General features: G+C 44.0%; 11 protein-coding genes. 6 read left to right on the top strand and 5 right to left on the bottom strand.

Annotated features, from left to right (window positions below):
* Window positions 1-124: 124 nt before the first annotated feature.
* Window positions 125-229, bottom strand: a complete 105-nt coding sequence (locus HZA08_04850; GenBank protein MBI5192754.1) for a four helix bundle protein — start codon at window positions 227-229, stop codon at window positions 125-127.
* A 96-nt stretch (window positions 230-325) separates the two neighbouring features.
* Here HZA08_04850 and HZA08_04845 point away from each other — a divergent pair, with 96 nt between their 5' ends.
* The 4 genes from HZA08_04845 (at window position 326) to HZA08_04830 (ending at window position 4,912) form a co-directional block, all read left to right on the top strand.
* The gene (locus tag HZA08_04845; protein ID MBI5192753.1) at window positions 326-706 is read left to right on the top strand and encodes a DUF4143 domain-containing protein; all 381 of its coding nucleotides are present in this window, start codon (window positions 326-328) and stop codon (window positions 704-706) included.
* Window positions 707-997: 291 nt separating this feature from the next.
* Complete coding sequence (cobS, locus tag HZA08_04840; protein MBI5192752.1) at window positions 998-1,744, top strand: adenosylcobinamide-GDP ribazoletransferase; 747 nt, start codon at window positions 998-1,000, stop codon at window positions 1,742-1,744.
* A 115-nt stretch (window positions 1,745-1,859) separates the two neighbouring features.
* Window positions 1,860-2,480: a histidine phosphatase family protein gene (locus HZA08_04835; protein ID MBI5192751.1), complete on the top strand. Its 621-nt coding sequence runs from the start codon at window positions 1,860-1,862 to the stop codon at window positions 2,478-2,480.
* A 557-nt stretch (window positions 2,481-3,037) separates the two neighbouring features.
* On the top strand, window positions 3,038-4,912 hold the full coding sequence (locus tag HZA08_04830) for a TonB-dependent receptor (GenBank protein MBI5192750.1): 1,875 nt from the start codon (window positions 3,038-3,040) through the stop codon (window positions 4,910-4,912).
* A 23-nt stretch (window positions 4,913-4,935) separates the two neighbouring features.
* Here the strand turns inward: HZA08_04830 and HZA08_04825 are convergent, their stop codons facing one another.
* The 4 genes from HZA08_04825 to HZA08_04810 form a co-directional block, all read right to left on the bottom strand.
* Window positions 4,936-6,300 (bottom strand): MFS transporter, encoded by a 1,365-nt coding sequence (locus HZA08_04825; protein MBI5192749.1) that lies wholly within the window; start codon window positions 6,298-6,300, stop codon window positions 4,936-4,938.
* Window positions 6,301-6,343: 43 nt separating this feature from the next.
* Complete coding sequence (locus HZA08_04820; GenBank protein MBI5192748.1) at window positions 6,344-7,279, bottom strand: pirin family protein; 936 nt, start codon at window positions 7,277-7,279, stop codon at window positions 6,344-6,346.
* Window positions 7,280-7,477: 198 nt separating this feature from the next.
* The gene (locus HZA08_04815; protein MBI5192747.1) at window positions 7,478-9,025 is read right to left on the bottom strand and encodes a DUF4062 domain-containing protein; all 1,548 of its coding nucleotides are present in this window, start codon (window positions 9,023-9,025) and stop codon (window positions 7,478-7,480) included.
* Window positions 9,026-9,159: 134 nt separating this feature from the next.
* Entirely contained in the window at window positions 9,160-10,401 is a 1,242-nt protein-coding gene (locus tag HZA08_04810; GenBank protein ID MBI5192746.1) for an MFS transporter, read from the bottom strand.
* Window positions 10,402-10,959: 558 nt separating this feature from the next.
* On the opposite strand from HZA08_04810, the gene HZA08_04805 reads away from it, so the two are divergent.
* Both HZA08_04805 and HZA08_04800 read left to right on the top strand, forming a co-directional pair.
* Complete coding sequence (locus HZA08_04805; protein MBI5192745.1) at window positions 10,960-12,171, top strand: hypothetical protein; 1,212 nt, start codon at window positions 10,960-10,962, stop codon at window positions 12,169-12,171.
* Window positions 12,172-12,173: 2 nt separating this feature from the next.
* Complete coding sequence (locus HZA08_04800; protein MBI5192744.1) at window positions 12,174-14,510, top strand: tetratricopeptide repeat protein; 2,337 nt, start codon at window positions 12,174-12,176, stop codon at window positions 14,508-14,510.
* Window positions 14,511-15,110 lie beyond the last annotated feature (600 nt).

The raw sequence follows: 15,110 nt of genomic DNA, 5'->3' as shown, positions 1-15,110 counted from the left end.
ACGTACTTCGGCTATTTCCTCATGGGCGAATTCTCTGCCACGATATCTGACCGCCATCTCCATTCATCATGTTGTACCATAGATGGCAACCAGAACGCAAGTAGTTTTTTCGTGTCACCACGCCTCACTGAAGGGTTACTACCTTGACCTCTTGTGAAATATATACTTGTGTTCTCAGTTCCGCAGCCGAACCTTTTGCTATATTTAAGAATCTCTGGAAATCCGGGATACGATTTTTCCCATACTTCTAAATCTTCAAAAGAAGCGCCCACAATTTCCTCTTACTTTTATATTTTTCTTAACCGTTAACTGTAAACTGTCAACTGTGAACGGTTACGCTAAGCTATACTTGTGGGATTGGTCTGATGTAGAGGATGAGGCGGCCCGCTTTGAGAATCTCATAGCATCTCATCTTCTGAAATTTGTTCATTTTATTAACGATTATGAGGGATTCAAGGCAGAGTTGAACTTCCTGCGTGATGTTGATAAGCGGGAGGTTGACTTTCTCGTTGTCATAGGCGGCAAGCCGTGGTTTGCAGTTGAAGTTAAACTCAATGATACTACCCCGTCACCCCATCTTACCTACTTCAAAGAACGTATGGCAATACCATACTTATATCAGGTAGTAAAAAGAGATTCTGTTGACAGGCTTGAAAAGGGTATCAGGATTATTTCCGCAGGAAAATTTCTTTCATCCCTCGTATAATCCTGGTAGATACCAATGCATTCCTAAAACTTGACTTATGTATCAATGGCCACACGCCAAATACTCACAACAGCAATTCTCGGTGAAATATCAGGCAAGTGCTCTTACAGCGGGGTTAGAAAACCCCGCCTATCGCGATAGGCGGGACATTCCTGTCCCGCATTAGCAAGGGAAAAAGGGTTCACCGAGAATTGCTGTACTCACAAAGGAATTGTTGACATATCTGTTTAATATCATTAACCTCTTCAAGGCTAATATGTATTTTCTAAGGAAAAAGGGGATTGATATAGAGTGATTACACAGTTGTTCATTGCTTTGGGATTCCTGACAGTTCTGCCCATTCCAATGAAGGGGGAATTAAGGCCGGCAGATATGGGGAGGGCAATGGCCTTCTTTCCGGTTGCCGGAGCCGTTATCGGAGGGATTCTTGTTTCTGCGGATGTGGCGCTGTCATACATACTGCCGAAATCTGTAGCAAGTTTTATACTGGTTGTGGTTCTTGCACTGATTACAGGCGGTCTTCACTTAGACGGCCTTGCAGATACTTGTGATGGTTTGTATGGCGGGAAGACAAGGGAAGATGCCCTTGCTATTATGAAGGACAGCAGGGTGGGGGCGATCGGTGCGGTAGGGCTTATTATGATTATAGGGCTTAAATACACAGCAATCCATGAGATTCCTCAGACCATGAAATATGCTGCTCTTTTATTAATGCCGACCCTTTCAAGATGGGCGATAGTACTGATGGCCGCTTTATCTGACTATGCAAGAGTGAACAAAGGTACCGGTAAAGATTTTGTTGAAACAGTAACGCCGCTTAACCTTGTGACAGCTACCTTTTTTGCATGTGTTGCAGCCATAGTCATGATGGGGTGGATAGGTGCTCTTCTCATCTCATTTATAGGGGGTGTTACTCTCATCGGGGTAGTATACTTTAAGAAGAGATTGGGTGGCGTTACAGGTGATGTTTTAGGGGCAGTCAATGAGTTTAATGAGGTGATGGTGCTTTTGTTTATACTTATAATGGCACAGGTTTAATAAAGATAGATAGAAGTTAGCAGAAGTAAGATGTAAGAAACAAGAATTGCAATAGATATTCCCTCCCCCTTGAGGGGGGAGGGTCAGGGTGGGGGTGAGCTATGGTAATTTTCAAATGAGCTACACACGAGCATATTTAATCCGTCATGGTCATCTTGTAAACTCACATAAAGGAGTCTATAACGGTCATTCAGATATTGAATTATCTCCTGAAGGTGTGGCACAGACCACTGCTGTAGCGGCGTGTTTAAAAGATAAAACCATTAGTGCCATCTATTCAAGTGACCTGAGACGTTCTCTGGATGGGGCTAAAATTATTGCGGCGTCTCAAGGCTTAGAGGTAATTCCATCAGATGCCTTAAGGGAGATAAATCTGGGGTGCTGGGAAGGACTGACCCCTGATGAAATCCGGTCAAATTACACAGAGTCATGGGACAGGTGGCTTGCAGATCCTATACGTACATGCCCGCCGGGCGGTGAGACCATTCCTGAGATGCAGTCGAGGGTGATTAAAGAGTTTGAGGGTATTATTAAAAAACATGCGGGTGAGGAAATTGTATTATTTACCCATGCAGGTGTAAATAGAATTATTATCTGCTATGCCCTGAACCTGGCAATAGAAAATTGTTTCAGGATACAGCAGGATTTCTGCAAGGTGAATATTATAGATTTTTACGAAACGACTGCTGTGGTAAAATTGCTTAATGGTAGACCACCCCTTTCCCCCTTAATTTAAGGGGGAGGAAGAACTATGGAGATATTCAGATGAACCGTCATGAGCCGGTGGCTCACAAATAGCAATGAAAACCCCACCCTCACCCTAACCCTCTCCCTGAGGGAGCGGGGGCTAGGTTGATTACCTCCCCTTCAAGGGGAGGGGTAGGGTGGGGCTGGGGTTGATTTTCGGATGAACCGTCATGAGCCATGGTTCACAAAGGGCCATGAAAATCAACGGGACAAGAAAGTCCCGCCTATCCTCGTAGAAATGGATAGGCGGGGTTTTCTTACCCCGCCGGAAGGGATTTTCGGATGAACCCACATGAGCCGTGGGCTCACAAAGGGCCATGAAAATCAGCGGGACAGGAATGTCCCGCCTATCCTCGTAGAAATGGATAGGCGGGGTTTTCCAACCCCGCCGGAGGGGATTTTCGGATGAACTGCCATGAACCTTCGGTTCACAAAGGTTGATGAAAATAAGGCCCCCTCCCCTTAGTCCCCTCCCGCAAGGGGAGGGGAGATATGAAAGATTGCCGAAGATTCCCCCTCCCTTGACGGGAGGGGGTTAGGGGGAGGGTGAGCTATGGAGATTTTCGGATGAAGAAATCGGTTATCGCATTGATGTGCGGATTGAGTATGTTGTGCATGAATAAGGCCGGTGCTGAGAGTATCAGTCCGGATGATGTACTTATTACTGCCGCACGGGGAGGGGTTCTGAGGTCACAGATACCGACTACTGTTACAGTCATAACAGAGAATGATTTAAGAGAAAAAAATGCCGCCACTGTATCTGATGTACTGAGAGAGGTACCGGGGTTAGCTGTTACACAACAGGGAGGGCCCGGCAAAACTTCTTCAGTCTTTATTAGAGGGGCAGAGTCGCGGCATACACTTGTATTAATTGACGGTATAAGGGTAAACAGCCCGACAATGGGAGGGTTTGATTTTGCGGATATGAATGTTAATGATATTGAGAGGATTGAGATTATCCGGGCGCCTCTGAGTACATTGTATGGCTCTGATGCTATGGGCGGGGTCATACAGATATTTACCAAAAAGGCACATACTACTTCAGGTACTGTAACTGTGGAGACAGGAAGTTTTGATACGAAAAGAGAAGATGTCTCAACCTCATTGAAGGCCGACAGATATGACTTACATGTTAGTGCATCACACCTTGAGACCGAAGGTTTTTCCACTTCAAGTACAGGCAATGAAAAGGATGGTTACAGAAACACAACCATATCTTCAAAAATGGGAATATCTGCCGGGGCCACAGGAAGGATTGATATATCAGCACGCCTTACAGAATCCAATACTGATTTGGACGGATTCGGTATTGATGATCCGAATTACAAACAGCAGAGGCAATGGAATCTGCTTGGTATAAACTACAGTTCTTCTCTTAACAGCAACTGGGACCAGCGCCTGACATTAACAAGCTCGGATGATGAGTTTGTTTATACTGATGATGATACACCATGGAACAGGGGGCAGTTCAACTCAAGGGTAGATACTGCGAACTGGCAGCATAACATACACAGTGACGATGGCGCTGAATTGACGATTGGTTATGAGAGGATGCATCAACTTGGTGATATCCCCGGCAGTTACAATAAAAAGGTTGATAACAGTGCCGTCTATATTCAGGACCAGAGGGGTCTGAAGTCACCTGTACAGCTCTTAGCCGGATTAAGATGGGATGACAGCACAATATATGATAGCGCCTTTACATACAGGGCAGGGATAACTCATACACCGGCCAATGGGGTAAAATGGTTTGCCCAATATGGGACAGGTTTCAAAGGCCCTAATCTGAATGACCTGTTCCGGCCTGAAGATTTGTTTTCTATAGGCAACCCCAATCTGAAACCTGAGAAGAGTAAAGGATGGGAGATTGGAACAGAGCAGGTTGTCTCCGGCAGTTCGTCTGTATCAGTGAGTTATTTTAAGAATAGTTATGAGGACATTATTCAGTGGCTTCCGAATACAGCCGGTAAATATCAGCCTCAGAACAGGAGAAAGGCATTATCTGATGGTGTTGAGGCAAGCATTGTATGGCAGTCCGGTCAGATGCTTAGAATCGAGGGAACTTATACTTACAATGACACAGAAGACAGTGAGACCCATTTCTATCTCCAGAGGAGGCCGTTAAATAAGTATGGTGTTGTTTTACTTGTGAACCCATCCGGCAATCTAAGGATGACTATCAACTTTAATCACTCAGGAAGAAGAGTGGAATGGGCAGATACTGATTTCGATGGCAAACCTGACCGGCAGAAGGTCATGTCAGCCTATTCAAAAGTTGACCTGTCAGGAAGTTATAAACTCAGCAGAACAATAGAGATATTTTTCAGAATAGAAAACCTTTTGGATGAAAATTATACAGAGGCTATTGGTTACAACACAGCAGGCGTTTCTTCGTATAGCGGAGCGAGGATAACGCTTTAAAAAGGTTACCTAACATATTCGGTTTAATCCGCTGATGAGGTGATGGAAAAGGAGGCAAGTGCTCCTTCGTCCAGGGTCTTACTGTCTACCTTGAGGTATGCAGTGCCTTCCCCTGCAATTACTATGGCCTCGGCGACACCCCTGATCTGCATGAGTCTGCCGGCGATGTCGTTTGCATCTGTTTCTCTGATCCTGCCGATGTTCAGTATATATCCGGTCAGGAAGCTCGGTTTCTTCATGGTGACAGCAAAGAGAAACCAGGTAACAGATAGCAGGGCCGTGAAAACGAATACTCCCTCCAGACCATGACGTCCGTATACCCAGCCGCCGATTGTACCTCCAATGAAAATGCCCAGGAATTGTGAACTCGAGTAGACCCCCATGGCTGTTCCCTTTGCATCAGGAGGGACCACCTTGGAGATCAGGGAAGGGAGACTGGCCTCCATCAGGGTAAAAGCGGCAAAGAATACAATCAATGCAGCCGTTGTGCCGGCCAGGCTGTAATGCCACTCCATCAGCGCCAGATTGGCAGCGGCCAGAGACAGGATGGCACCGAGGAATACCGGTTTTAATTTGCGGCGCTTCTCCGCCAGGATAATGAAAGGTACCATGATTGCCGCTGCTGCGGCCAGCACCGGCAGATACAGATACCACTGATGACGTGCATCAAGGCCGGCTGCGTCCCTTAGTGCTATCGGCAGGGCCACGAAGTTGGCAGTAAGGATAGCATGAAGTGAGAGGACACCATAATCCAGCCGCAAGAGCTGGCCATCGGTAAGTACCTTACGAAACAGGGCAGGGACCGCTTCGGCATCCCGGTGCAGGCGCACCTGAGCTGGTTTTGGTACTATTGCAACCAGAACCAGCTCACCGGTAAGGGCAAGACCTGCCGTCAACCAGAAAATACCATGCACACCTATGTATCCGTTAAGTATAGGCCCCAGCACCAGCGCCAGTGCAAAGGATCCCCCGATGGTCATACCGAGGATGGCCATGGCCTTGGTACGATGTTCCTCCCTTGTGAGGTCGGCGATCATGGCCAGTATTGTTGAACCCACGGCTCCGGCTCCCTGTAGAATGCGGCCTATAATTACTCCATAGATAGAATCCGACATTGCCGCTACAGCACTGCCCAATGCGAAGATCAGCAGGCCGGTAGTAATTACAGGTTTGCGTCCGAGCCAATCCGAAAGCAATCCGAATGGGATCTGAAAGATGGCCTGGCTCAGCCCGTAACCGCCGAGTGCAAGGCCGATTGTGAGCGGTGTGACGCCGGTCAGGCGCTCTGCATATATAGAGAACACCGGGTAGATCATGAACAGCCCCATCATCCGCATGGCAAATATAATTGATAATGACATTGTCGAACGGATTTCAGAGGTAGTCATGCGACTGAGATGACTGCCGGAAGACTGTTTTAAATTAGACATTCTACCGGTATTCACTTTGTGTTTTCCTATTGGAAAATAAGAGGAACGTGCCATTGTGATATTCTTCAAATGCTATCCTGAGTTCCTCCTGTGTGTTCATTACTATAGGGCCGTACCATGCGACCGGTTCTCCGATGGGTTTTCCGGATATTAACAGGAACCTTACCGGTTCAGATTCAGTAGTTACCATGACCTGATTACCATCGTCAAACAGGATAATAGTTCCATTACCGATAGACGAATCTCTTTGCATGTCAAAATAGTTGATCCCTTCAGTCTCATAAGAAAAGGGATTCTTCTCATTGCAGAAGTATCCCTTACCCTCAATAACATAAGCGAAAACCGTATGCCCACGCTTTGTTGGATGAACGTATTCGGACCCTGCGCTTACAGTGATGTCAAAATATTCCGGGTCAATGACAATGTCCTTAACAGGCCACTGAATGTCCCCGAGCCTGCCGGATATGACCTTGATTTTTGTGCCGTTATCCAATACCACCTCTGGAATTTGTTCGCTATTTATATCCCGGTAGCGGGGTTCCATCATCTTATGGCTTGCGGGTAGATTGGCCCAGAGCTGGAAGCCGCCCATCATTCCGTTAGTATCACCCTTGTGCATCTCCTGATGAATAATCCCATTACCGGCGGTCATCCACTGCAGGTCGCCTGCGGATATTATACCCGAGTTCCCCATGCTGTCACCATGCTCTACCTTTCCACTCAGGACATAAGTGATGGTCTCTATCCCGCGGTGCGGATGCCACGGGAACCCCTTTAGATAATACTCCGGATTGTCTGAGCGGAAATCATCCAGAAGCAGGAACGGATCAAACATGGGAACTTCGCTGAATCCAAAGACGCGATTCAGATGGACGCCTGCACCTTCGATTGTAGGTTTACTTTTTAAAACCTTACGAATCTTTCTGATTTCTGTCATATCTATCCTCCTTTTAATGTCCCCGTTTCTGTTGCAGCACCGGCACGGTCAAGTTCAGCCGCTGATCTCACAAATACACCGATTTCAAGGGGCTTGGCGAGGCTGTCGGGAAATGTGTCAGCATGAGGTTTTCGTGTCCACTATTGACATCAGACATCAGGGCTTCGACTGTCAGTTTATTTATTTTCTTTTTGGCCATTATTTGTTAGTCTCCAATATTTTTTTCCCTTTGGCAGTCAGGCGATATTTCTGGAGGCGGCTGTTGGGCTTGTCGGGGATGGTGTATTCAACAAAACCGTCAGTTATCAGTCTGCTCATTAAATCATTTAAGTAGCGGCTTGGCTTGGCTTTACCCAATTTATTCGCCAACTCTTTTTTGCTTAGCAGGTTCTCATATAGATAGCGAAGCAGTTTAACCGCCAGTTCTGACTCTACCCCCGACTCTACCCCTGACTCTACCCCTGACTCTGGATGTAACTTGGTACCGACTACCCCGGTGACTTCCCCGGTAATCCCGCCGACGGCTTTGAAGGCCAGTTCAGGCTTTCTTCGGATAGTAACCACAAAACCGTCTGTAAGGGCAAACTCCGGTTCATCAAGACCCACATCACGGCAGCGCTTAATCATATCACCTGTTCCGGTGCCCATGCGTTCGATATATTTGGTAAGATATAGCGGCTCGGCCAATAAGGGATTGCAGGGCACGGAGCCGTGGGGCTTTCGCAGTTTAGCGAGTGTCAAGGAAGGCGGGAGTGTACCGGGGTTCCAGACTTCCAGCCGATCTGCGAAGAGCATCACCTGAATGCTGCCGTTGTTTGTATAATCCCGATGGGCCACGGCATTGACAATGGCCTCGCGAATCACTTCAGGGGGCATCTCGTATGCCACTGGTGCTTGGACGCTCTGTGCCCGGGTTCCGACAGCAAGATCGATTTTGGAAAGTACAAAATCAACGGCCTGATCTACAAGATCAAAGACTGTTCCTTTGTAAATCCGGTAAAAGGGAATGGGCTTGGTTACCTCAACGCCATGAAAATGGGCACACTTAATCTCGGAGGAAATAAGGAAACGTTGCGGCTGTTTTCCAAAAAGCAAGACTGCTGCATTGCTCGGTCTTTCTTTATCAAGGAGATTCAGATGAGTAAGTACCTCCAGTGCCGTGGAGCCTTCAGGCAGAGGGAAGCCTCTGGCCCGTCGGGCCCGACTAAGAAATGTTTGAATCTTATCTTCGTCCAGATCGTCCATGGCGGCGTTCCTGCAGAAAGAGGCGTCAAAGGGTGCTGAACGTATCAATTCGTGGTCATCAAGATATTGAACGAGGCTTCCGTATATCGCGGCTACCAGCTCTGCGGTACTAACAAAGCGGCGCCTCACAACCTGGTCTCCCGCCGCCTTGATAAGGGCCTGCATTTTGGGGGCCTTACCGCCATCGTCAGCGCCTCTGACAAAAATTAGACGGTGTTTCCCGAGCCGAGTCGCAAGGTCGAACTCCCGATGCGTAGGAGAATAACCTTTAGCGTCTTCCTTTCCGTATTCCTTGCCGAACAGCCCCACGTAAATGTCACACTGCTTAGCTTCGTGTAGATAGACCTCGTCGGCCCGTCTATCAATGGCGGGCACATCTTCAAAAAGAAAAACATCATAGAACCGCCGGAATAGCGGATCCCCCCGCAAATAATCGCGAAGAGCCGTACGCTCTGCCGTAAACTCCTTCTGGACACTGCTGATGAATAGTCTAATTTTCATTATTCGCTATTTTCTCGATCATTTTATTAAACTCGTCTTCAACCTTTATAAAGATTGAGTTCTTTCCGTAGCCGTTATTTTAAAATTCAACGCATATTCTAATTAAAACTGTCCTAAACAGCAAGAAAATCATATTACGTTTTCTTGTGCCTGATGAGCTCTTCAGGCGGCTTCATAGTCCTGAAATTATAGAATAGTAACAGGTCATATATTATTTTCATTCCGCCTGCCATGAAGAATGGCATGCTTAACAGGGCGGGGTATGTGAGGAATATACCGCTTAAAACAGGTGAGAATGATGAACCAATGGAACGTGCTATGGTGGTTATTCCGGCGGCGGCAGAGCGTTCATCCGGGCTGACAACGGCCATTGTAAAGGACTGTCGGGTGGGTACATCCATCTGTGAAATGGAATAACGTAACATCATTAAGATAATTGCGAGGGTCAGGTTCGGCATCAACGGTATCAGACACAGTAATATATTGGATGGGATATGAGTAAAGACCATAGTATTGATTAAACCTATCCTGCCTGCAAGTCTGACTGCAAGTAAGGAAGATATCCCTGCGAGGATATTGGTTCCGAAGAAGATTCCGCCGAGAGTCCCTGCATCAACGCCAAATCTTACATAAAACCAGTACGCCAGTATACTCTGCATGATGAGTCCTCCGGCAAATGCGTCAAAAGAGAAGAGGGCGCTTAACCGCAGGACTGCATTGCGTGAGCGGTGTAAACCAAGAAAGCGGCTTACCGGTTTAAGATGCGTCTGAACTTTAACTTCAACAGCAGAGGAAAGAAAAAAGAATACAACAAAGAGTGCAAGCCCGCTTAAGGCATAGACTCCCAATACAGAGCGGTATGATGCCAGTTTTGTAAAACCGTTTCCCTGCATTAACTGAACCATAATCCCACCGCCCAGTGAACCAAGTGCTGTAGCGAATGAGCCTACAAGGTTGTACCATGCCAATAAATGCGTGCGTTTTCTATCTGAAACAAGCTGGGTAAGTGCTGCCTGTTCAATAGAAAGAAAAGGCCCGATCTCGTAGCCGCTTGGGCTAATAACACCAATAATGGCAGCAAGTATCAGGAATGTCTGGTTCCTGGTGACAGCAAAGACTATGCCGGCCAGTATCATTAATACTGAACCAAGAATCAGCATCAGCCGCCTGCCCCTGTAATCTGCAGAGGTTGTAAGCCATAGGGAGATAACAGCATCACCAACAAGGGTGAGAGTAAATAAAAGACCTATCTCTTTTTCATTCAGACCGATCTCTGAAAGATAGAGGGCAAGAGTAACGGATAAAAATCCATAGGCAAATAATCTTGTGATGCGTGTGATAAATAAAAGTATGATGTCAGTTTTTTTATGTTCCATGAGTGCCGTCCGGTTATTCTGCAAATCTTAAATATTATATAACACCAGGTTAAAAGTAGTATATAAGGGAATTATAAAAATATTTTTGACAAAACTAATCCATTTGAATTGAAAGAGCTTGACAAAGAGATTAAAACAAGAAAAACTGAGGTAATCAGCCCTCTCCGGATGACGCCTGTTATATATCCCTTTGAGTGCTTCTGCCATAACAGACGGCAAAAGCCAGAAGGATGCCAATGAGCCTTATTCAATAACTTGGTGTAAATTAAGGGGGATGAGTATATGGACTGATGTTGTGCAGGAAGGGAGCACACATAAAACAGGGCATTAAATGATATCAGGTGCACAAAGCTATATAAAGAATGTAATAATTACCTTTCCCATATACTTATAATTCAAGCCCCCCGATATTCCCTAAATTACCACATAATTCAGAAGAAGAATTTACGGAATCGCTGCTTGCGGAAAACATCATTAAATAAGACGCTTGACAATATGACAGGTGTGTTATATAACAAATATGTCATATAACAAATTTGCCGTAAATGGAGGTAGCTTATGGAAGGACCATGTTTTGTTATTGGAAATATAGCGAAGGGTAAAGATCTTTGGGACAGACAAGAGGTAATAAGTAACATCTGGAAAACGCTTGAGAAAAGTTCCATCCTTTTAAAAGCGCCAAGAAGATTTGGCAAGACAAGCATAATGTATCATCTTTACGAAAATCCCAAACCTGGCTTTAAGACTTTCTTTTTGAATACAGAAGGGATGGGTGAACCCCAGGATTTCTTGAGTGCCCTGTTCACAAAAGTGCTTTCAGATTCAAAACTTCGAGGCAAATTGATTTCTATAACGCAGTGGTTAAAGGACATCGCTGGGAAGGTTGAAGAGATTGAAGTTGCTGATGTGCGTTTAAAAATAAAAAATGAAATAGGAAAAGATTGGAAAGAAAAGGGCCTCTATTTCATTTCTAAACTTCAAGGATATGATGACAGAATTCTCTTCATAATTGATGAACTGCCTATACTTGTCCAAAATATTTCAAGGAGAAGTGGTGACCAATCAGCTTATGATTTCCTTCATTGGTTCAGATCCGTGAGACAGATGCCAGAATTATCGCATATTCGCTGGGTGGTTGGTGGTTTCATTGGCATCGAGCATATACTGGAAGTAGTAAAAACAGGCACTAAGGTAATAAATGATTTCTCTTCCGCGAGGATTGGTCCATTTACCAAAGAGGACGGTAAGTCTTACATCATGGAGCTTTTAAGAAACGAGGGACAAATAAGTGAGATACCTCTTTCCATAGTTGATAACTTCTTGGAATTAATCGGCGCACCTGTACCGTATTTTATACAGATCCTTGTAAAAGAGAGTCTATACGAGATGGAAAGGCTTAAACAAAAAGCCCTCAGCATCGATATTATTAATAGAGCCTACCGTGAAGAAGTTCTCGGCCCTGCCAGCAGAACCTATTTTGAACATTATTTCACCAGATTGAAAGACTATTATGATGAAAATATCGAACGGGTAGCAAAACGGTTGATACTTGAGGTAGCAAGGGAAGGGAGGGTCAAAAAGACTGAGCTGTTTAAGTTATTTCGTCAAATAAGTAAGGGCGAACTGAAGGATGAGATATTCAGCTACCTCATGACTGACATCGAAAATGATTTTTATGTTTTTTATGATCTACAAGATAAATCCTACAGTTTTTCAACCAATATTCTTAGAGATTGGTGGTTGAGATATCATGATTTGGTGGAGGAATAACTATGAAACTTTATAAATACACCCCTGCATTGCTTTATCCAAAAACACTTGAAGATACCCTTATAGGAAGGGATATAGAACTGGATAATCTGAAAAGGATACTGAAGAGTGCTTCAGCAGGAAAAAGTTTCTCCAACCCCATACTTGTTGGTCCAAAAGGTATAGGGAAAAGCCACTTATTGAGGATTCTCTATTATTCTCTCAGAGGGGAAATAAAAACAAAGGGATTAAATGCTTACAAAGATAAGTTTATACCAGTTATTTTTTCAGAGGAAGAATATCCCGGTAATATAACAAAATTTATAAAGTTAACCCTTCAATATCTTGATGAGTTAGAGATAGCAGGAATCCCTCCAATACCTGAAGAATTGATAAGTCCACGGACATTAAATGAAAAAGAGAAGGAAATCGCCGTTGACTATCTAAAACAATTTAAGAAAAAAACTGGGAAAATTTTACTCCTTCTTGTTGATAACTTGAATGATATAATTGAAAGATTTACAGATGAAGACCAGTCTTCTCTACGAGAAGTATTGATGACCTATGACAGTCTTTTGCTTGTAGGTTCTGCCCCAACCCTTTTTGATTCAATCATTAACCATGATAGACCATTTTACAATTTCTTTGAGATCATCTGGCTTAAGGACTTATCATTTGAAGATAACGTATCTCTTCTTAAGCGATATGCAGAGCTTGATGAAAGGACCGATCTTAGAGAAAAGCTTGAAGAATCTGAGGCTAAACTCAAGGCACTCCATGAATTGGCTGGGGGCAACCCTAGACTGATATTAAGCCTGTATCATATCATTGCTGAAGGTGATATAACTTCTGTGGAAGAAACTTTTATCAAGCTTCTTGATGAACTCTCACCTTATTTTCGCGAACGAATAAGATATCTTTCTGAGCAACAAAAAGAGATCATTGATGTAATGGCAAAGGCAGAAGGCTTGCTTACCCCAACAGAGATAGCTGCATGTTGTTACATACCTGTTAATGTCGTACTTTCTCAGATTAAAAGACTCGAAAAGATTGGGTATATTAAGATCGCAAAGAAACTTCCCAAAAAGGTTTTCTACGATTTCAATGAAAGACTTTTCAGACATTGGAGACAAATGAGGGTGGAAGCTGGAAAGAAGAGGCTTAGATTTATTGTAAAGTTTCTGGAGACATGGTTTACAAAGGAAGAATTATTCACATATCTGGACAAAACGTTATATGAAATGCGTGAAAGATTATCCTCTGACAATACTAAAATCCAACATGATATAGATAAACTCTGGTATCTTAAGGAAGCAGTTCCTGAATATAGGGGTCGAGATGAAATGTGCGTAGCATGTGCTCGTGAAGACTATGATGTCGGTTTAAAGATAACTGACAAAGCATTAATAGCTAAACCACATGATACAAAAATATTGACAAAACAGGCGTGTCTATATAATAGACTTGGAAAATCTAACGAGTCAATTGAGGCGTGTAAAAAAGCTATCGAGAAAAAGCCAGATATGTACGAGGCTTGGAGCAACCTTGGCGATGCATATAAAGAAATTAAACGATATAATGAAGCGATAGAGGCATATAAGAAGGTTATTGAAATAAAACCTGATATGCATGAAGCTTGGCATATGATGGGAAACATGTACGTCAATCTCAAAAAATATATAGAAGCATCCGTAGCATTTAAGAAGGCTATCGACCTAAAGTCTGACGCGTCTGAAAATTATCTATGGTATTGGCTTGGATATGTATATCTCTGTACAGAAAAAATCGACGAGGCAATAAAAGCGTTTCAAAAATATACGGAAATAGATTCTGATGACACCTGTGCATGGTATTACATGGGGAGTGCTTATCAGTCTCTTCGTAAATATACTAATGCGTTAGAAGCATTTAAAAAAGCTATTGAAGGAAAAGATTGTGATCACCATAAACATTTGAGTTGGCTTGGGCTTTGGAATATATATTTATCTCTATTTATTGAAGAAGTAAATAAAGAGAATAAGGAACCGTCGTTAATAAACTTGAGAGAGTCACTGAGCTATCTTCCGTATCTCGTCTCAGAAAAAAATGAAGTATTTGATTCGTATGCACAGACATTTAAAAATATTATTAAAGCAAAGCAGATTAATGTAATAAAGACAGCTCTCAGGGAGATAGAGGCAGCGAATCAAAATGATTTAATGGAGTTTTTATCCCCTTACGCAACACTAATAAAATATCTCGAAACCAAGAACCGAGAAATCATTGACAGATTGCGGAGTGAGGAAAGAATTGTGGTGGAAGAAATGTTAAGGATGCTGGAAGATAAAATTAATGAAAAACCTATAAAAAGAAACAAATAATTGCAGGCAGGCTTTTAATGACCTTGATTACTTATATATACAGGGAATGTCAGATTAATAGTTCAGGGAAGTCATGAAAGATTATATAGGAAAATCAAAAAACTGAGCCTCATGCTACTCTACAAAATCTAAGTCGTCAAGGAGTTTTTTAGGGTTTTCGGTGTCTTTCAATGGTCGTCAGTGGTGGGTATGTGTGAAATTTTCATGTCTTGGACTATCTCACTGGTTTTTCCGCTGGGAACGAGGGGGGAACACTCTGTTTTTGGGCACACCAGTCGGGTAGTCTTTTGGGGATTCTTCAATTGGCATACCCGGTATCGTGGGAGTAAGACTCCGCAGAGGGGGGGGATCCCAAAAGACGGTGTCAGGGAAACCGGCTGTGGGGGTTTTACTTAGTTCGACAAGCTCACTACAGGCTTAATCGAGGAGGTCTGCCGGTCTCTTCTCCGATATGCTTGAGGTAAGCGGTTAATTAACCCCACCCTCAGAGCTGCATGCTGAGGATGGAGTTGCGGTCAACGTATTGAGGTAATAATGCCTTGTAGTCTGATTCAGTCTCAGCCAATGGCAGGCGTTCAAACATGTACCTGAGATAACGGT

This window comes from Nitrospirota bacterium (assembly GCA_016212215.1).
Taxonomy (GTDB): Bacteria; Nitrospirota; 9FT-COMBO-42-15; order HDB-SIOI813; family HDB-SIOI813; genus JACRGV01.
This window is presented reverse-complemented; position numbering and strand designations above follow the sequence as displayed.

Coding starts and splice junctions, on each gene's coding strand:
- HZA08_04835 (MBI5192751.1), top strand. CDS start 1,860: ATGAGCTACACACGAGCATATTTAATCCGTCATGGTCATCTTGTAAAC.
- HZA08_04825 (MBI5192749.1), bottom strand. CDS start 6,300: ATGACTACCTCTGAAATCCGTTCGACAATGTCATTATCAATTATATTT.
- HZA08_04820 (MBI5192748.1), bottom strand. CDS start 7,279: ATGACAGAAATCAGAAAGATTCGTAAGGTTTTAAAAAGTAAACCTACA.
- HZA08_04815 (MBI5192747.1), bottom strand. CDS start 9,025: ATGAAAATTAGACTATTCATCAGCAGTGTCCAGAAGGAGTTTACGGCA.
- HZA08_04810 (MBI5192746.1), bottom strand. CDS start 10,401: ATGGAACATAAAAAAACTGACATCATACTTTTATTTATCACACGCATC.
- HZA08_04805 (MBI5192745.1), top strand. CDS start 10,960: ATGGAAGGACCATGTTTTGTTATTGGAAATATAGCGAAGGGTAAAGAT.
- HZA08_04800 (MBI5192744.1), top strand. CDS start 12,174: ATGAAACTTTATAAATACACCCCTGCATTGCTTTATCCAAAAACACTT.